The organism is Chryseobacterium sp. ON_d1 (genome assembly GCF_006829085.1).
Taxonomy (GTDB): Bacteria; Bacteroidota; Bacteroidia; order Flavobacteriales; family Weeksellaceae; genus Chryseobacterium.
On sequence record NZ_BJTC01000019.1, the window covers coordinates 59028 to 78246 of the forward strand.

At 35.5% G+C, this 19219-nt stretch carries 16 protein-coding genes; 1 reads left to right on the forward strand and 15 read right to left on the reverse strand.

All coding sequences use genetic code 11. The features are described from left to right. Window positions 1–471: 471 nt before the first annotated feature. The 3 genes from pheT to dnaN all read right to left on the reverse strand — a co-directional run bounded on the left by pheT (window position 472) and on the right by dnaN (window position 5303). Window positions 472–2874 carry a phenylalanine--tRNA ligase subunit beta gene (pheT, locus tag CRS_RS23145; protein ID WP_142726314.1) on the reverse strand — a complete coding sequence of 801 codons (2403 nt, stop codon included), beginning with the start codon at window positions 2872–2874 and terminating at the stop codon, window positions 472–474. Window positions 2875–3154: 280 nt separating this feature from the next. Then, window positions 3155–3985 carry a M23 family metallopeptidase gene (locus CRS_RS23150; RefSeq protein ID WP_142726315.1) on the reverse strand — a complete coding sequence of 277 codons (831 nt, stop codon included), beginning with the start codon at window positions 3983–3985 and terminating at the stop codon, window positions 3155–3157. A 187-nt stretch (window positions 3986–4172) separates the two neighbouring features. Further along, window positions 4173–5303 (reverse strand): DNA polymerase III subunit beta, encoded by a 1131-nt coding sequence (dnaN, locus tag CRS_RS23155; protein WP_034699704.1) that lies wholly within the window; start codon window positions 5301–5303, stop codon window positions 4173–4175. Between the two features lie 183 nt (window positions 5304–5486). Here dnaN and CRS_RS23160 point away from each other — a divergent pair, with 183 nt between their 5' ends. Next, window positions 5487–5843: a diacylglycerol kinase family protein gene (locus tag CRS_RS23160; RefSeq protein ID WP_142726316.1), complete on the forward strand. Its 357-nt coding sequence runs from the start codon at window positions 5487–5489 to the stop codon at window positions 5841–5843. A gap of 153 nt (window positions 5844–5996) precedes the next feature. Here CRS_RS23160 and CRS_RS23165 read toward each other — a convergent pair whose 3' ends face one another. From CRS_RS23165 to CRS_RS23215, 12 genes are all read right to left on the reverse strand, one after another. Next, window positions 5997–6359 carry a GyrI-like domain-containing protein gene (locus CRS_RS23165; protein ID WP_308463723.1) on the reverse strand — a complete coding sequence of 121 codons (363 nt, stop codon included), beginning with the start codon at window positions 6357–6359 and terminating at the stop codon, window positions 5997–5999. Window positions 6360–6865: 506 nt separating this feature from the next. Then, window positions 6866–7198 carry a gamma-glutamylcyclotransferase family protein gene (locus CRS_RS23170; protein ID WP_142726317.1) on the reverse strand — a complete coding sequence of 111 codons (333 nt, stop codon included), beginning with the start codon at window positions 7196–7198 and terminating at the stop codon, window positions 6866–6868. After that, entirely contained in the window at window positions 7198–7827 is a 630-nt protein-coding gene (locus tag CRS_RS23175; protein ID WP_142726318.1) for a GDSL-type esterase/lipase family protein, read from the reverse strand. Before CRS_RS23175 ends, CRS_RS23170 begins: the two co-directional genes overlap by 1 nt. 475 nt (window positions 7828–8302) lie before the next feature. After that, window positions 8303–8716: a ribonuclease inhibitor gene (locus CRS_RS23180; protein WP_142726319.1), complete on the reverse strand. Its 414-nt coding sequence runs from the start codon at window positions 8714–8716 to the stop codon at window positions 8303–8305. Continuing rightward, window positions 8697–12392, reverse strand: a complete 3696-nt coding sequence (locus CRS_RS23185) for a phosphoribosylformylglycinamidine synthase (protein ID WP_142726320.1) — start codon at window positions 12390–12392, stop codon at window positions 8697–8699. Before CRS_RS23185 ends, CRS_RS23180 begins: the two co-directional genes overlap by 20 nt. A gap of 32 nt (window positions 12393–12424) precedes the next feature. Then, window positions 12425–13450, reverse strand: coding sequence for a YhcG family protein (locus CRS_RS23190; RefSeq protein WP_142726321.1), 1026 nt, complete (start codon window positions 13448–13450; stop codon window positions 12425–12427). Window positions 13451–13621: 171 nt separating this feature from the next. Then, window positions 13622–14593, reverse strand: a complete 972-nt coding sequence (locus CRS_RS23195) for a WG repeat-containing protein (protein WP_228451332.1) — start codon at window positions 14591–14593, stop codon at window positions 13622–13624. 48 nt (window positions 14594–14641) lie between these two features. Next, window positions 14642–16069 carry an adenylosuccinate lyase gene (gene purB / locus CRS_RS23200; RefSeq protein ID WP_062671834.1) on the reverse strand — a complete coding sequence of 476 codons (1428 nt, stop codon included), beginning with the start codon at window positions 16067–16069 and terminating at the stop codon, window positions 14642–14644. 1223 nt (window positions 16070–17292) lie between these two features. After that, complete coding sequence (locus tag CRS_RS24560) at window positions 17293–17436, reverse strand: hypothetical protein (protein WP_172617142.1); 144 nt, start codon at window positions 17434–17436, stop codon at window positions 17293–17295. Window positions 17437–17574: 138 nt separating this feature from the next. Further along, window positions 17575–18126: a hypothetical protein gene (locus CRS_RS23205; RefSeq protein WP_142726323.1), complete on the reverse strand. Its 552-nt coding sequence runs from the start codon at window positions 18124–18126 to the stop codon at window positions 17575–17577. A 108-nt stretch (window positions 18127–18234) separates the two neighbouring features. Beyond that, window positions 18235–18645, reverse strand: a complete 411-nt coding sequence (locus tag CRS_RS23210) for a hypothetical protein (RefSeq protein WP_142726324.1) — start codon at window positions 18643–18645, stop codon at window positions 18235–18237. Window positions 18646–18765: 120 nt separating this feature from the next. Continuing rightward, window positions 18766–19164 carry a hypothetical protein gene (locus CRS_RS23215; protein ID WP_142726325.1) on the reverse strand — a complete coding sequence of 133 codons (399 nt, stop codon included), beginning with the start codon at window positions 19162–19164 and terminating at the stop codon, window positions 18766–18768. Window positions 19165–19219 lie beyond the last annotated feature (55 nt).

A 19219-nucleotide genomic window follows, 5' to 3' on the forward strand; every position in this document is an offset into this window, starting at 1 on the left:
TTAAACGGGCTGCCACAAATTTTATTATTCTTTAACACTTCATATTTTGAATATTTTTCAGACTGCATTTTTAATGACAAATGCATTTTTGATTGTCCAGATTAGGGTTGGCAAACGCAAAGGCACAAATTTGTTAATATGTATCGAGTTTAAAGCGCAAGGATTTTATCTCCGATACAATTTTAATACTCTACCCTTGTCATTCCAAACAAAGCAAGGAATCTATGTTATAATTGGTTTATAAAACAGATTGAGACTCCTACGGAGTGATAAAGATTGAGGGCTGACCAGGAAAAACATTCACAGAATGCGATTAATTCAATAGGAACGGGCTTTAACCCGTTTACTTAAAAAGCAAGTATTCAACTGGCTTCAGCCAAAACATATTAATCCTGATATTTAAAATGATTAAAAACAAAAAACGGACTTAATAAAGTCCGTTTCTATTATCTTGATATATATATTCAAATATTAAGATCTCAACTCTGCGTTGAATTCTTTCTGGAAAGATTTGATTAAAGAATCCATTACTTCTGTAATTTCTTTTTCTTCCAGTGTTTTTTCTTCATTTAAAAGCTCGAAGCTCATTGCATACGACTTCTTGCCTTCAGGAAGATTTTTACCTTCATATACATCGAACAGATTAATGCTCTTAATGAAAGGTGATTTATTCTTTTTAGCGGTTTGATATAAATCCTGATAGTTAACATTTTTATCAATCAATAAAGCTAAATCTCTTCTGATCTTGTTGAACTTCGGGATATCTTTAAATTTCAGTTCATTTTTAGAGCGTAATTCCTGAGCGTATTCCAGTTCAATTTCTGCGTAGAAGCATTCCTGATCAATATCAGAATCTTTCAATAAAGCAGGTGCTACTTTTCCTATTCTTACTAAAACTTTACCTTCTGCCTCGTATGCCAATGCATCAGAGAATCTATCATCAGAAAGGGCAACCTCTTTGTAGTCTACCGCAAGTCTTTCCAATAAAACTTTCACATACGCTTTAAGATTATAGAAACTTACCGCAGATTTAGGCTGAAGCCAGTTTTCTGCAACATCTCTTCCGGAAACCAATACTGCCAATTGTTTTCTTTCTTCGTATTTATCTTTTTTGTGATAAATTTTTCCCAGTTCGAAGAACTTGATATCCTGGTTCTTTCTGTTGATGTTATAAACTGTATTCTGAAGAAGTCCTTCCAGTAAAGACTTTCTCATGAATGCCAGATCTCCGCTTAAAGGATTCAATAGTTTTACGGCATCAGTTTCATCTTTTACAGAAGTTAATGAGTTGTTCATTACTTCATTGAAACCAAGGCTCTGCAAAGCTCTTGCCCAGCTGTTTTCCAGTTCATCCTGATCGTTAGCACTCAGTTTAACCGGTGTAAACGAAATTTTTTGAGGAGCATCAATCTTATTATATCCGTAGATTCTTAAAATTTCTTCAATCACATCGATTTCTCTTGTAACGTCTGCTCTGTAAGCAGGAACAGAGATTTCAAAACCGTTTGGAATTTCATTCAGAACCTGAATTTCCAATGCCTTTAATATTTCTTTTACTTTTTCTCTGTGAATTTTTGTTCCTAAAATCTGTTCAATTTTAGAGAATCTCAGGATCACATAGTTGTCCTCTATTTTTTTAGGATATTCTTCCAGTAACTCTCCTACCAACTTTCCTCCAGCAATTTCCTGTATCATTTTGATAGCATGAGTAATTGCCGTTCTTGTAAGATTCGGGTCTACTCCTCTTTCAAATCTGAAAGAAGCATCTGTGTTCAAGCTGTGCGCTTTTGCTCCTTTTCTGACAGCAATCGGGTTGAAGTAAGCACTTTCAAGGAAGATTGTTTTTGTAGTATCAGATACTCCTGAGTTTTCACCACCGAATACTCCGGCAATACACATCGGTTTATCTTTACCATCTTTGATCATGATTTCAGAACCGTTCAAAGTTCTTTCAACCCCATCTAAGGTAGTAAATTTTGTTCCCGGTTTCACCACTCCTACTTTTACTTTCTTATCGGCAATTTTATCTGCGTCAAATGCGTGAAGCGGCTGTCCGTATCCATGAAGAATATAGTTGGTAATATCTACAACGTTATTGATCGGGCTTAATCCTATCGCCTTCAACCTGTCTTTTAACCATGATGGAGACTCTGCTACCTTTACCTCTTCTATAACAGCACCGATATATCTTGGACACAATTCTGCATCTTCAATTTCCAGTGTGAAATCATGAGTTCCTTCATTATTCAAAGCTTCAGAAGCCACTTTATTAAACTGAGATTTCAATTGATTGGTGGAAAGATAGGCGTGCAGATCTCTGGCAACACCATAATGGGACATTGCATCGGTTCTGTTTGGGGTCAATCCGATTTCAAAAACCTCATCATTAGTCAGTTCAAAATAATCCGCAAAGTTTTTCCCTACTTCATATTTTGTTTCATCCAGCACCATGATTCCTCCGTGATCCTCACTAAGACCTAATTCATCTTCAGCACAGATCATTCCCTGAGACACCTCTCCTCTGATTTTGGCTTCTTTAATTTCAAAAAAGTTTCCGGTTTTGTCATAGATTTTAGTTCCGACAACGGCTACAGGAACCGTCTGCCCTGCTTCCACATTAGGAGCTCCACAAACGATGTTCAGCACTTTTCCGTTTCCTACGTCTACAGTTGTCTTTTTCAGTTTGTCAGCGTTCGGGTGTTTTTCGCAGGTTAATACTTTACCCACAACGATACCTTCAAGGCTTCCTTTTACACTTTCAAATTTATCTATCCCTTCAACTTCAAGACCTATATCTGTAAGGAATTCACCGATTCTTTCAGTTTTTAATTCCGTTTTTACAAAGTCTTTCAGCCAGTTGTTTGATATTTTCATTTGTTAATCTATCTACTTATTTAATTCGTCAGATGAGTTCTAGATTTCATCTGCTCAATTTGAAACTTTTATTTGAAATTTCACACTCTGTTCCTGTGTAATTTTTCGAGCTACAAATGTCGTGTTTTTTTGAGAAATAGAGAAATTTAGAAGCGATTTTAAGATAATAAATTTTCGTTAATCTCACTGCTTCAGGTAAGAATCTCTGATCAGGTCGTCATATTGCCTTCTTCAGATTAAAGCGGATTCCTCACAGCTTAAAAATTCAACAATGCAATAATTAATATTCTTTTGAATATGTTTTTTTCTCCACTAAATATTCACTTTTAGTTCCATTACCTGTTCTGAAAAGGGTTTTGATGGTATTCTTCTGTTTAGGTTTTGAAGGATCAGGAAGAAAACACTGAAAATGCAAATGAGGTCCGTTTGTCCATCCTGTATTTCCACTCAAACCAATTAACTCACCTTTTTTAACCTCATCACCTACTCTTACTTTAGCCCCGCTTTCTTTTAAGTGAAAATATTGAGCAATTGTACCATCCGAATGTAAAATAGAAATATAATTGGCCAAGTTAGCACAACTTATTGTAGGGCAGCCAGTATTATTGTTCTGAATTATATCAATCACTTTACCTTCTCTTGCCGCGGTGATTTCTGTGCCCTCAGGCATTACAAAATCTAAAGAATTTTCATTCTGATGAGAAAATACCCCGTTGTATCCCTGATACACATTAAAAGATTTTCCCCTTTTAAAGGGAAGGTCATACAGGTAAGAAGTATCAAATTCTTTTATCGTTGCATCACCCGCCAATGTATAGTATGGCATTTTTTTAACTTTCCAGCCTTTCTTTTTATCATTGATAACAAAATAAGCAATCCTTTTCTTCATTGATTTAGGTGGAAGCACTCTGATCATTTTAAATGATTCCGGGCTTTTCAGATTTTCTAATTCCGGTTGTTCAGAAAAAGTGATTGAAATCGGATAAATTTCCGTATTATCAGCATAATATGCAATCGTATCATTTTTCTGTTCGTAATAGATTTTTGCATTTTTCTGAGAATAGCCCCATAGCGAACAAGCAAGTAATCCTAAAGTTATTATTTTTTTCATGTTTATTAAGTAGTGTTTTTCACGCTTTAAATAATGTTTTTTCTTAGTATAATTTTACCTTGAAATTGAAAATTCGACATAGTCTTATACTTTGAAATTTTATTAACGCGTCTTATTTGATAAGCGGATAGCTAGATTATAAAAAAAGCCGGAAAATTCCGGCTCTCTATTATTTGTTATGCTAATATTACAATCCGATTACCGGCATTGATAGCATTAAGATATTTTCATTTTCTTCAAGACCGTCAAGAGGTTCAATGATACCAGGTCTGTTAGGTTGGGACATTTTCATCGTGATATCATCAGATCCTAAGATGGTCAGCATTTCAGTTAAGAATTTGGAACTGAATCCGATATTGATATCTTCTCCGTTATAGTCACAAGGAATCTGCATATCTGCTTTGTTGGCATATTCAGTATCTTCTGCATGAAGGTGAAGAATATTTCCGGAAAGCTTGAATCTTACCTGGTTGGTAGATTTGTTAGACATGATAGACGCTCTTTTGATTGCTCCCAATAACAGGTTTCTGTTGATGGTCAATACATTTGGATTTTCTTTTGGAATTACTGCTGTATAGTTCGGGTATTTTCCGTCAATCAGTCTACAGATCCAGATATGTTTACCAAAAGTAAATTTAGCCATATTCTCATTGAAGTCGATGGTAACGTCTTCATTGGAGCTTGCCAGGATATTTTTGAAAATGTTAAGAGGCTTTTTAGGCATGATAAACTCCATTGGCTCGGCATTCATAAGATCTGCTCTTTTGTAAACCACCAATCTGTGGGAGTCTGTAGAAACGAAATTGGTTTCGTTCTCTCCAAACTGGAAAAGAACTCCTGTCATTACCGGACGAAGAGAGTCGTTACTTGTAGCAAATAGTGTGTTTGTTAATGCTTCAGACAGCACTCCTGCCGGCATCGTTACACTCTGTGAAGCGTCGAATTCCGGTAACTCAGGATAGTCATCAGCATTGTCTAATGCTACTGCGAAATTATCTTTTTCATCTAAAATCTCAAGCTGGCTTCCGGTTCCTTCGGCATTGTCTTTTACGACAAATGTCAGAGGCTGTTCACCATAGGTCTTGATAAAATCCTGAAAAATTTTAGCAGGAACAGCAAATTTACCTGTATCATCAGACTTTACTTCAAGAGAAGTAACAAGAGTTGTCTCGCCGTCAGATGCTGTAATGGTAACATTATTTCCGTCTAATTCAAAAAGATAGTTTTCTAAAATCGGTCTCGATTGAGAGCTTGATATTACGCCACTTACAGTTTGCAAAGCCTTCTGCAGTTCACCACTTGAAATAATAAATTTCATAGATTTATAAAATAAGTTTCTACAAATATAATAAATAGATACAATAAAGAAAAGAATAATATGGAGGAGTTTTTAACAAAGATCCTTAATTTGTTTTGAGCCTTGATATTATACTTAGATTTATGTGGAGATTCATTTTTTTATCAAATACAAAACCTATATTTGTGAAAAAAGTTCAAAATCATGCAAAAGCCTCCGCTCCATAAAAGTTTTCTCAATGCTTTCCGGGGTGTTTTTATGATGATTAAAGCAGAGAGAAATTTCCGGATTGAACTGCTGGCATTTTTCATAAACCTGTTTTTCATTTTCTATTTCAAATTAAACACTACAGACGCTGTATTGGTTATTATTGCTTCTTTTGCGGTTTTAAGTGCTGAGATTTTCAACACTGCTATTGAAAAGATCTGTGATATCATTCAGCCTGATTTTGATGAAAGAATCGGGTTTATTAAAGATATCGCCGCAGGAGCTGTAGTGCTGACAGCCATTGCAGCAGTGATTATCGGGATTTTGGTGTATTGGAAATATATTGTTGGGTAAAGAAATCTGAAAGAAATATTGCCGACAAATACTGAAGTTACATGCTTAACCACCCCGTCAAAAATTCTTTGAATTTTCGCCACCCCTCCGAGGGAGGGGAATTTCACGTCTTCAGATCAAAGGTCGTGAAAGCAAGAAGTTTTTGCTTTTTTCTTATTTAACAGCGATGAAAATCTCCACTTCGGCATCTGAAGGGTTTTGTGCTTTTTCTCCATAGACTTCAAAATCGGCGGTAAAGAGTCTTCCCATATCCATTTCCCAGATTTTCAGCCACTCATTGATCACCAGATCTTTTGAAAGGTCTCCTTTTGTGGTAAATTTCACATAATCTCCGCCATCAAAGGAATACCCTACCATTCCTTCCGGTATATAATCAAGGCTTTCTACTTTACATCCAAGAACTGTAGTGTATGGCTTTGTATGGTCTTTTTCGTAATCTGTGTAGATAGAATAGATGGTATTGTCTATCCTGTTCGGGATTGAATTGGGCATATCTTCACTGATCATTTTTCCCATAATAAAGGGATGTCTTTTCCTGCCTGTCCACTTTCATTTGTTGTTCTCACCGAGATCCCGATCACCTTAAAAGGATCGACTTTTACTTTATTCATTTTTTGATTTTTTATTGTATGACAAAGATACAGAGGGGGTGTGACAAGGGTATGTCAGGAGTTTTTTTAAGTTTTGGCTAAAGCCGCTGGATTTGGGTTTTATAGAATGAGTGGGCTAAAGCCCACTCTTATTGAATATTTACTCGTGATATTTGTGATAATATTAGTGTTATTAGTGTTTAAAATGGGAAGTTTTGCATAAAAAACAATCTACCCATAACCTTTGTCCAGTCCGCTAGGAATGTAAATTAATATGTGAGAGTCTATAGATTCCTTGCTTTGTTTGGAATGACAAAGAAGCTGTTGATACTTACCAAAGATAAAATTACTTGAGTTCAGTATTTCCAATTCTTATTGAGATTGCTTCGCCTTGCCCGCAAGACAGTGTGGGTATGTTTTAAAGATGAGGAACTATTTTCCGACATAAATAAATCCTTTCTTTCCGGATTTAAAAATGGTTTCAATTCTTTTATAATCGTCTACTTCATATTCATCTGCCTGAAGGATTTCTGCTTCACTCACGTCAAACAGCATTCCTTCTATCTGATCATCCTCATTCCCTGAAAACTGCAGTACCGGATGATATTTCTGTCCGCTTTTCCGCAATACTTCAGGATCTGTAATTTCAAGCATATTGAGCTTATATCCTGATAAAATATCTTTTTGTCCTTCTAAAAGTCTTCCGAAGGTTTCAAGCTGTACCTGTTCTTTCTGCAGGGTTCCATAAGAGAATAAATAAGGCATTATAAATATTTTTCAATGATTGGGATGGCAATTTCGGCCATCATTCCATAGCCTTTTTCGTTGGGATGTACCCCGTCTGCAGATAATAAAATCTCCTTATCTTCCAGAAAAGCAGAATAAAAATCTATATAGACCAGCGAATGCTCTTCGGCAAGATCTTTAAGGATCTGATTATAGGCAACAACTTCCTCATTGTTTCTCAACTTCCCTGAACTTACCACTACTCCATCTACCTTCTGAGAGAAAGGAAGAATGCTTACAAGATAAATTTCATTGGAAAATTGTCTGGCATGATTGATAGCCGCCGAAATATTGTTTTTAAATTTTTCAGGAGCTACCATCTGCACTCCGTCTTTTAGGGCGAGATCATTGGCTCCGTAACTTAAAAAAATGATGTTTCCGTCTGGAGAATTTCTTGCATTAAGTTCGTGGGGGATTCTTTTGAGTAATCCTTCTGTCGTTTCTCCACCGATTCCCAGATTGAAAAGAATCAGTTCATCTCCATTTCCTTCATGAAATTTCTGAAGGGCATATCTTTTCAGAATATCTACCCATCCGCCAAAAACTCCGTCATATTCCCCATAAGTAATACTGTCACCGAAGAACAGCCCGTAAATAATTTTCTTCATTCAACTTCTATTGTTTCCTTTTTTGTTAAAGTAAAAATAGTAAGAAAAATTATTAATATCTTTCAACTGACATAGTTTTTAACGCAAAAGACGCAAAGTTTTTATATTAATTCCATGTTTTCGTTCGCAAGGGCGTTTCACTTAGCTATAGACCAATTTGTACTCTGGTTGAATAAACTTATTTGAACCATTAAGATTTTTTAAGGGATAAAGAATTATTAAGGCAACAGCTAAAGCTATTATGAAGAATGCCTTATTCATCAGCGATGAACCTTAACTTTTCTTACAATCTTTATTATTCTTAATGGTTTAAAATGTATTCTTCTTTTTGACGCAAAGATATTATCGCTATTCTCTTGATTCAAGGAAGCAAAGAGAGAATCAACAAGTTGATTTGATGAAGCTAGCGGGAAAAAATTCCACTCATTACTCATTACTCATTACTCATTACTCATTACTCATTACTCATTACTCATCATTCTAATGTCAGTGTAATATTCGTATGTGATTCTATAATTTCCACTAAAATTTCAAAAAGGATCTGTCCTTTTCCTTCCTCTAATTCATTCAATTTCTTCTGAATTAATTCTATGTTGAAAGGTTTTCCGTGTCTGATTTTATTTTCGTAGAATTCACGGGTAGCAGCAAAGCTTAAGTCTTCTTTTGACTTCTGTGATTCCTTCCAGATGATTTCAATTTCCTCTTTATTTTCGAATACTCCAAAACCGCCGTAGAGAATGTCATCAAAGCCATCTAATGTTCCCACTTTCCAATCAACATCTTTCATCAGAACATGGGAAGCTTCTTCGTAGAAACCATCTAAAGACGAAAAATGACCGCCATGGATGACGATCATTTTTCTTGTATTGTTATTTGAAGTATTCAACACCGTTTTTGAATATGTTGTGATAATTCGCTGTTGGTATATTTTTCATGAGACCTTCAGCAAATCTTTCCGGGTGCCCCATTCTTCCATAGATCTTTCCACATGGGCTGGTAATTCCTTCAATTCCGAATAATGAGTTATTTGGGTTGAATGGCATTCCGTGTGCGATGTTTCCGTCAAGATCTATGTATTGGGTTGCGATCTGTCCGTTTTCATAGAGTTTTTTGATTTCTTCTTCTGAAGCCATGAAACGACCTTCTCCATGGGAAATGGGAATAGTGAAGGTCTGACCTTTCATTCCTTTTAACCAAGGACTTTCGTCATTCACTATTTTTACAGTAACCATCTGAGAAATATGTCTTCTAATCGCATTGTGCGCTAACGTCGGCGAGTTTTCATCAAGATCCTTGATTCTTCCGTAAGGTAACAATCCTGACTTCACAAGTGCCTGGAATCCGTTACAGATCCCGATGATCATTCCATCTCTGTCTAATAATTCGTGAACTGCATTTTTCATTTTTTCGTTTTTCAGAACGTTTACAATGAATTTTGCAGAACCATCCGGTTCGTCACCTGCGGAGAAGCCTCCGGAGAATGCCAGAATCTGGGAAGTTCTGATCTCTTCCACCCATGCATCAATGCTTTCATCCAATAACTGGTGATTAATATTGATCAGAGGTAAACTGCTTACTACAGCACCTTCTTTCTGGAATGCATTCAGTGTATCATATTCACAGTTTGTTCCCGGGAATACCGGAGCGAATACTTTTGGCTGAGCAATTCCGTGTTTTTTGATGATAATATTTCTTGGGTTGACAGAATTGTGTTTTTCATCAATTTCAACCGTAATCTTTTCTTTTTCTACAGTTGGGAAAAGGTTTTCGAATGTACCAGTAAAACTGGATTCGAGATTTGAAATTTGAAATTTGAAATTGTTGATGATCAAAATTTCATCTTCAATCACTTTTCCAATCAACTGAAGGTTTACAGCGCTTAATTCTTCTTTTGCTTCAATGATTAAGCTACCGATATTTTTATCTAATAAAACAGCTTCGTCAGCGTTAATTTCAGCTCCTAATCTGTTTCCGAAGCTCATTTTTGCTAAAGCTACGGCAAGACCTCCCTCTTTTACTGTTTTTACAGAGACAATTTTTCCTGCTTTGATATTTTCAAAAATAAATTCAAAAACTTCTTTTAAAGCATCATAATTTGGAAGCCCGCTTTCCTGAGCGATATGATTGAAGAAATACAGTTTGTTTCCTGCGTTTTTCAATTCCGGAGAAATGATATTTTCTTTGTCTCCGTTGGCACATGCAAAAGAAATCAAGGTTGGCGGAACATTCAGATCCTGATACGTCCCACTCATGGAGTCTTTTCCTCCGATCGCTGCAAGACCTAAATTGATCTGTGCATCGTAAGCTCCCAAAAGTGAAGCTAAAGGTTTACCCCATTTTTCTGGGTTTTGACCTAATTTTTCAAAGTATTCCTGGAAGCTCAGTCTGATATTTTTGTAATCTCCTCCCATCGCCACAATCTTCGCCACACTCTCCACTACGGCATAAGATGCTCCCAGCAATGAGTTTTGTTTTGATATTTCCGCATCGAATCCCCAGCTTGCCAAAGAAACGGTTTTAATATCTTTTGCTCCTAAAATTGGTAATGTCTGTACACTTCCTTCCATCAGCGTCTGCTGATATTTCCCTCCTAAAGGCATTGCAACAGTCGTTGCTCCAATAGAAGAGTCGAACATTTCAAGCAGTCCTTTTTGGGAAGCTACGTTTTTATCTTTTAAGATGTTCAGGAAGTTTTCGGCTGTGAAAGCTTTTGTTTCTTCTTTTACCTCTTCCAGGTGAGTGATTTTCACTTCCTGAGATTTTGAACATCCGTTGGTATCTAAGAACGCTCTTGAAAGGTCTACAATTTTGTCTCCTTTCCAGAACATCTGCATTCTTCCGGAATCTGTCACTTTTGCTACTTCTACCGCAACAATGTTTTCAGCTTCGCAGAATCTGATGAATTTTTCTTTATCCTGAGGATCTACCACTACCGCCATTCTTTCCTGAGATTCAGAGATAGCCAGTTCGGTTCCGTTTAATCCTTCATATTTTAATGGTAATACATCAAGGTTTACTTCTAAAGAGTCTGCAATTTCACCAATCGCTACAGAAACTCCTCCTGCTCCGAAGTCGTTTGATTTTTTAATCAGCTTTGTTACTTCAGGATTTCTGAATAATCTCTGAATTTTACGCTCTTCTACAGCATTTCCTTTCTGAACTTCTGAGCTCATCGTGTGGATAGAAGTTTCGTCCTGTTCTTTTGAGCTTCCGCTTGCACCTCCTACTCCGTCACGGCCTGTTGCACCTCCTAAAATAATGATTGAATCACCACTGGCAGGTTTCTCACGTCTTACCCAATCTACAGGAACAGCCCCGGTAACAAAACCAACTTCCATTCTCTTGGCTTTATAGCCTTCGTCATAGATTTCAGAAACCATCGTTGTAGCAAGACCAATCTGGTTACCGTAAGATGAATATCCGTTGGCAGCCTGCTTCGTAATGGTTTTCTGGGGTAATTTGCCCGGTAATGTTTTGTCAACGGATTCTAAAACATCTGCAGCACCCGTTAATCTCATAGCCTGGAATACAAATGATCTTCCGGATAATGGGTCCCTGATAGCACCTCCCAAACAAGTAGAAGCACCTCCGAAAGGTTCAATTTCTGTTGGGTGGTTATGGGTTTCGTTTTTGAATAATAAATACCAGGGTTCTTTTTTACCGTCGTATTCTGCTTCGATCTGAATGGTGCATGCATTGATCTCATCAGAAATAACAAGGTTTTCAAGATTCCCTGTTTTATGGAAATATTTACCGCATACTGTTGCCAGGTCCATTAAGGAAATTGGCTTCAATTCGCGGCCTAAGAATTTTCTTTTTTCGATATAATCATTGAAAATAGTTTCCAATGTATGTTTGAACTGACCTTCAAACTGAATGTCTGACAACTGTGTTTCAAAAGTCGTGTGACGACAGTGATCGCTCCAATAGGTGTCTAATACTTTTAATTCTGTTTCCGTAGGATTTCTCTCTTCAGTTTTGAAGTATTCCTGGATGAATTTCAGGTCGTCCAATCCTAAAGCAAAACCATGGTTGTTATAAAAATCCTCTAGTTCCGCATCATTGAAATTGATGAAGTTTTCGTGGATGATTACTTTTGACGGTGTTTCATCAGCTGGAATGTCCAGGATTGACAGGTCTTTTTCCTGAGATTCTACTTTGTTGATCAGAAGGTCTTTGATTTTAACCAAATCTTCTTCAGAAACTCCTTCAAATTCGATCAGTTTTCCACTTCTTACTTTTGATTTTTCATTTTCAGTCAGCAACGCGATACACTGCTGTGCAGAATCTGCTCTCTGATCATACTGTCCTGGTAAAAATTCCATTCCGAAATGAATAGTTTTTGCAGGGTTTTCTGTGTGTAAAATATCAGTAACAGGGTCTACGAAAGTGTTGTTTACTACTTTTTCAAATTCTCCGTCATTCAGATTGAAAATATCATATACATTGTATACTTTCACACTTTGAACTGCCGGAACCACCGCTTTTACTTCATCAAAAATTTTTGGACTTTCAACATCGAAAATTCCTCTTTTTTCTACGAAAATTCTTTTGTTATTAGACATTAGATGTCAGATTTTTAATATTAGATTTATTTTTAATTTTCAAATTTATTTTTTGCTATCTCTATTGAACGGTGCAATTTTTCAAGCAAAACTTTTTCTGAAGGTAAGATAAGTAAATATTCTGCTATTTTTATATTATTCCCTTCCAGATTCATTAGTTCTATATGTTCGGAATTTTTCCCAGAACAAAGGATTAAACCGATGGGTGGATTTTCACCCTCTACTTTTTCATATTTATTCAGATATGAGAGATAAAGCTCCATCTGCCCTTTATGGCTGGCTTCAAATTCACCTAATTTCAGTTCGATAACGACCAAGGATTTTAGTTTCCTGTGGTAGAAAAGTAAATCCAGGTAGTAATCTCTGTTATCTATTGTGATTCTTTTTTGTCTTGAAAGAAACGCAAAATCACTTCCCAACTCAGAAATGAATTTTTGAAGTTCCACGATAATGGCTTCTTCTAAATCTTTTTCAGAAAAGGTATCTTTCAATTCTAAAAAATCAAGAAAATAGGGATCTTTAAAAACCAGATCAGGATTTAATATATTATTCTCAGACCAGTTTTTCAGTTCTTTATTTATTATTTCCTCAGGCTTTTTGCTTATTGCTGTTCGTTCAAAAAGCATAGAATTGATTTTCTCTCTCAAGACTCTAACACTCCAATTTTCAATCTTACAAACTTCAAGGTAAAAGTTCCTTTTTGTATCTTCAGAAATAGGAATAAGAAGCAGGAAATGAGTCCATGATAATTGTCGCATCGCTGATGCGACAATTTCAAAGTCATTAAAAACAGACGCAAACTGCATCATTTTTCGGATATTTTTTTCAGAAAATGAATTTCCAAATTCTAACGTAAGCTGTTGAGAAATCTGAAAAATGATCTCTTTACCGTACTCTGCTCTTTTATTTCCTAAAACATCTTCATTTATTCTTTGTCCGATTTTCCAGTACAAAACCACCATCGCCGAATTTACCTGAGCTGCAACCTGACTTCTTGTCCTGTCTACCAGCTCTTTAAGATCGGTCATTAATTGTTGATGATTTTGATTCTGTAACATTTTAAAATTTAGATGTCAGATTTTTACTATCAGATTTATTTTTTTAAGCTCTACCATTGAATTCAACTTAATTTGAATTCTGATGAATTTTCATTTTGTTGCTATTATTCCGTACAAATTTAAAGGAATAAGTCGTATTTTCTTCAACTTTGAACCTTGGAATTTCCAATTTTATTTGTTGATAAACTTATTGGGGTTATCCGGATGCTCCTTCTGAAAGTCTTCTGCATTTTTTATTTCTTCTTTCAGCCAGTTTTTAAAAGGAACTTTCTTTTCATTAAAATCCTCAATGGCATAAAATATTTTTCCATCTTCTGAAACCAGGAACTTGAAGCGGTAAAGCATATCCAAATCTTTCTTCCTGTCATTATAAGTATTCACCTGATAATACGGAAAATTTTCTTTTGGTCTCTCTACGATTTCAAAAAGCAGATTCTTTTCCTTTTCAGATAATTTGTCATAAAAATTTACATAATAAAGATCTGAAAGCTTTTTCTTCTGCTTTTCAAAAAACTGAAGAATGTTTTTCTCCTTTTCATTATATTGAAATGGGTCAGGATAATACTTCCCGTTTATTTCAACATCATCTTCCATAGGTTTTTTGAGTGGCTGAACAGTCTGCCCTTTGACATTCATCACTCCCCATTTTCCTCCTACAATGGATCTGTGCTCGTCATTTGTTTTTTCCCAGTCGCAGCCATCACAAAATGCTGCGTAACCATAATTAAAAGGTGAGGCAAAATCATGCTCAGCTTCAATAATAATTTTGCCGTTTCGGTCTGCAAATCCTACTTTACCATTTTTAACCAGTCTTCTTAGCCCTTCAGAGAAATAATCTGCGCCATTGTCAAAAAGGAAAGGCTGATACAGGAACTTCCCATTTCTGTCATACACATACCCCCATGCATTTTTCTCCGGTTCTTCGCCTTCTTTACTTCCATCAAAAAGAATGGTTTCTCCTTCTACAGGATCTCCATCTTTTAGGAATGAAAAGACTTCGAACTGCGCAGGAACAATTATTTTTCCGGCTTTATCTTTTACTCCCACCAAAGAATCTTTGGATTTAAAATAATACAAATCCTCTTTACCCTGAGAAAAAGCAATGATGGGTGTCAGTAAAATAGTTAAAAACAGTTTTTTCATAGTTGAGGCTGGAAATAAAATATGCAGCCGAAAAGACTGCATATTGTTTTATACTTTAAGATCAGCTTCCAATCCTATTAAGTCTTTGTTTTGGTCTATAATCGGCTGTACCTCGTTCTTGACGAATTCTTCCGTCTGAATCGGCGCGAACCCGATAAAGTTTTTAGGATCCAAAACTTCTTTCAGTTTTGATTTGTCCAGTTTTAAAGAGTTATCATTTAAGATTCTCTCGATAAGGTCATTTTCTTTTCCTTCTTCTTTCACTTTTTTGGAAGCTTCCATAGAGTGAACTCTGATCACCTCGTGGATTTCCTGACGGTCACCACCAGCTTTTACCTCTTCCATGATGATGTATTCTGTTGCCATGAAAGGAAGCTCTTCCATAATATGTTTGTTGATTCTGTTCGGATATACTACGATTCCGTTCAGAATGTTGTTCCAGATCAACAGAATAGCATCCACCGCTAAAAATGCCTGAGGAATAGTTAATCTCTTGTTGGCAGAGTCATCCAATGTTCTTTCAAACCATTGTGTGGAAGCTACCATAGCAGAACTTGTTGTCAGAGACATTACATATTTTGCCAATGCTCCGATTCTTTCGCTTCTCATTGGGTTACGCTTGTAAGCCATCGCCGATGAACCAATCTGGTTTTTCTCGAATGGTTCTTCAATTTCTTTAAGGTTCTGAAGTAAACGTAAATCGTTTGTGAATTTGTGTGCAGATTGTGCAATATTTCCTAATAAAGCAACTACTTTCGCATCAATTTTTCTGTCGTAAGTCTGTCCGGAAACCCCGAAAACCTTATCGAAACCGAATCTTTTTGAAAGTTCTTTATCTAAGTGCTTTACTTTGGAATAATCACCGTTGAAAAGTTCAAGGAAACTTGCGGCCGTTCCTGTAGTTCCTTTTACACCTCTGAAACGTAGGGTTTCAAGGAAGAAATCCAGTTCTTCGATATCAAGAACCAAACTCTGTAACCAAAGGGTAGCTCTTTTTCCAACTGTAGTCAGCTGAGCCGGCTGGAAGTGGGTGAATCCTAAAGTCGGAAGGTCTTTATACTGAATAGCAAAGTCTGCTAAGTTCTTCATGACGTTAACCAACTTTTTCTTTAAGATTAAAAGTCCGTCACGGATCTGAATTAAATCTGTATTGTCTCCTACAAAAGCTGAAGTAGCTCCAAGGTGGATAATTCCTTTTGCTGAAGGTGCCACATCGCCATAAGCGTGAACGTGAGCCATTACATCATGACGGAATTTTTTCTCATACTCTGCTGCTTTTTCATAATCGATGTTTTCAGCATTAGCTTTTAACTCAGCGATCTGCTCGTCTGTAATTTCAAGTCCAAGGTCTTTTTCGATTTCAGCAAGAGCTATCCAAAGCTTTCTCCAATTCTGGAATTTGTTATTGTGTGAGAAGTTAAATAACATTTCTTCACTGGAGTAGCGCTCTTCCAATGGATTTTTGTAGGAATTCATTCGTTCTTTTACTTTTTAGATGTACAAAAATACGGTTTTTCAGTGAGAGATGAAAATCCTGCTTTGATGATTTTCATTCATGATTTTACTTATACTTTTGCCTTGAAGCAAAAGTATACAAAAGTTCAAGACGGGAATCATCCGCTAAAAATTGGAATGTACTCCTAAAATTTCCAAACTCGCATGGATTATCCGGTTCTGCTTCGGTTCTGAACAAGTCCCATGCTCAGACAGTGGAAATTTTTTAACGGATTACATTGAAATTTTCTTGACGCTACTGATTCCTAAGTCAGATATTAACGCAATAACCTACCTTTAGCATTGAATTGTCATCATCAGAAAAACCAGAAAAGTTCCTAAAACAGCGACAACTATTCCTAATATGTTCAGTGCTAACATTATAAATTTACTTCTTAAGTTTTTGAAAAATGTTGCGGCTGCAGGAAAGATAAAAACATTTGACATCATTAATAGGGTAGAAAAATTTAAGCCTCCTTCAAAGGGATGATAACCATTTCTTATTATGTATATATTCACCAGTAATATAATAACATTCAAAAAAATGATACCAGCAGCAAGAATATAATTTGTTCTGGATCGCACGAAAGTTCTTTAATTAAGACTGCAAAATAACATTTTTTTCTAATTATACTTTTGCCTTGAAGCAAAAGTATGCACAAGTTCAAGACGGGAATCATCCGCTAAAAATTGGAATGTACTCCTAAAATTTCCAAACTCGCATGGATCGTTCGATTCTGCTTCGGTTCTAAATACATCTCATGCTCAGACAGTGGAAATTTTTTAACGGATTACAGTCAAATTTTCTTAACGCTACTCATTCCTAAGTCGGACATTAAATAAGTACATACTATTTTTAAATGACTGTTGCCTAAATACACAGATTACAAAAGAAGTAAAACAAAATAATTTGTGAAATATTTAATATGATTTTCATCTATACTTTTGTCTTGAAACAAAAGTATACAAAAGTTCAAGACGAGAATCATCCGCTAAAAATTTAAATGTACTCCTAAAATTTCCAAACTCGCATGGATCATTCGGTTCTGCTTCGGTTCTGAACAAGTCCCATGCTCAGACAGTGGAAATTTTTTAACGGATTACATTCAAATTTTCTTAACGCTCCTGGTTCCTAAGTCGATTGATGGGAAAGCACATAAAAAAGCTGTCCCATTTCTGAGACAGCCTGTTTTACTATTTTTTAATTAATCGATAATAAGTCCGCAAGGTGATCCTACTGGGATACACTTCTTTTCAAATGAGCACCAGAAGTACCCTGCCAGACACATCGGGATACCTCCCTGAACAGTTTTTAATTCTCTTTTTGAAAGTTTTCTTAGGTTTTTCATAGTAACGTTTTTTGATTTTTTTCCTACTCTATATGCTTTTCGGATTACGCTTTAATTTGGTAATACAATATACATATTTTTCGGATATAAAAACATAACCTGTTCATTTTATATCATTTATACAGTATCAACTTAAACTTACCTGTAAAATCCATCCATGATTTTTTTTTCTGTGTCTAAAGATTGGATTTTTGCAATTATATCTGTCTTTGTAATATTTTTTATCAGTAAAAATCTATTTAAAACCCAAGTAATATCATGAGGATAATATTCCCAATATAAGTGCTGAGATAATCTTTTTGTTGTTTCAATTAAATAATCCATTGTTGAATATGTCCAATAGTAACAGTTCTGGGTATGCTTTGAAACAGCCTCAATCATTATAACCTGTACTTCCTCTTTCTCAAATCTAAAATTTGTATAGAAAGAAAAGCTTTCATTTTCTGTTAGAAGGTATTTATTTTTTATCTTAAAGAAAAACATTGAGTTTTCATTAATTTCAGTAGGACTGTAGAAGATCACATCATCGTCTTCATAATCATACAAATGTCCATCTTCTCTGTACGTCAAAATATCACATATCAACTTATCTTTATATGTATATCCTTCCTGAAAGGCATGACCGACCATGAAAGTTTCAAACTCGCCTGGTTGGAAGCCAAATAATTCCTTATTTATTTCTAACTCCATTTTATAAATTATAAATTATAAATGATTAATTTATCCGGATAATATACATTTTAATTCTATATAGTAAAAAGCCACTCTTGCGAGTGGTCTGTTATTTTTGGTTTTACTTTACTGATAAATTACTTCATCATTCTTTTTGATCTGGTAGCTTTTTTTATGAGGAGTGAGAACATAGCTGTCTTTAATGTGGGAACCGCTTTTCCAGATTTTCTCTTTTCCTGCTTTATCCAGAATAATACTTTTTGCTGCTCCATCCGGGATAAAAACCTCTGCTTTTGTCATACTTTTATTAAAAATAATTGCCGTCATTGAAGTATAACTTTTATCTGTACTGACTTCCTTAAGTTTAATCTTCTGATTGAAGGTTTTTATACAATTATTTTTAAGCTGTGAGTAGGTATATCCTGCGGAACTAATACAACCATGAACATCTCTGTCACCTCCTAATACTGGAGCACTTTTCTGTGCAAAAGCTAGGGAGCCAAGAGACATGGCACTGAGTAAAATTATTTTTTTCATAGGTAAATTTTTTGTTTTCTGATTGGCTAAAATATCCCAAAAATGGGATATTAATTAATTTCTCTCTAAGGTACAAAAAAAACCACTTTTACAAGTGGTTTTTTCTTTTTTTAAACGATCTTACTGATAGATCACAATATTATCTTTCTTAAGCTGGTATCCGTTTTTTTTGTAAGGAACTAATACATAGCCATCCTTTTTCCACACTTTCGCTTTACCTCCCGCTCTGGTAAGGATAATACTTTCTGTATCAGCATCTTTAACGAAAACCTCAGCTTTTTTCATGTCTTTACTGAAAATAACTGCAGCTATTGAAGTATAGCTTCCTTTTGGAGCTACTTCTGTTAACTTAATTTTTTGTTCGAAAGTTCTTACACAGTCTTTTTTAATCTGAGAGTAAGTATACCCTGCTGAACCAATACAACCATGTACATCCTTGTCACCACCTACTGTGTGAGCTTTTTGTGCGAATGCTAAAGAACCAATGAACACTGTACTCAATAAAATTGTTTTTTTCATGTCAATTTGCATATAATAGTAATTACCGAGGTATTATTAAAAATCATGCCAAAAA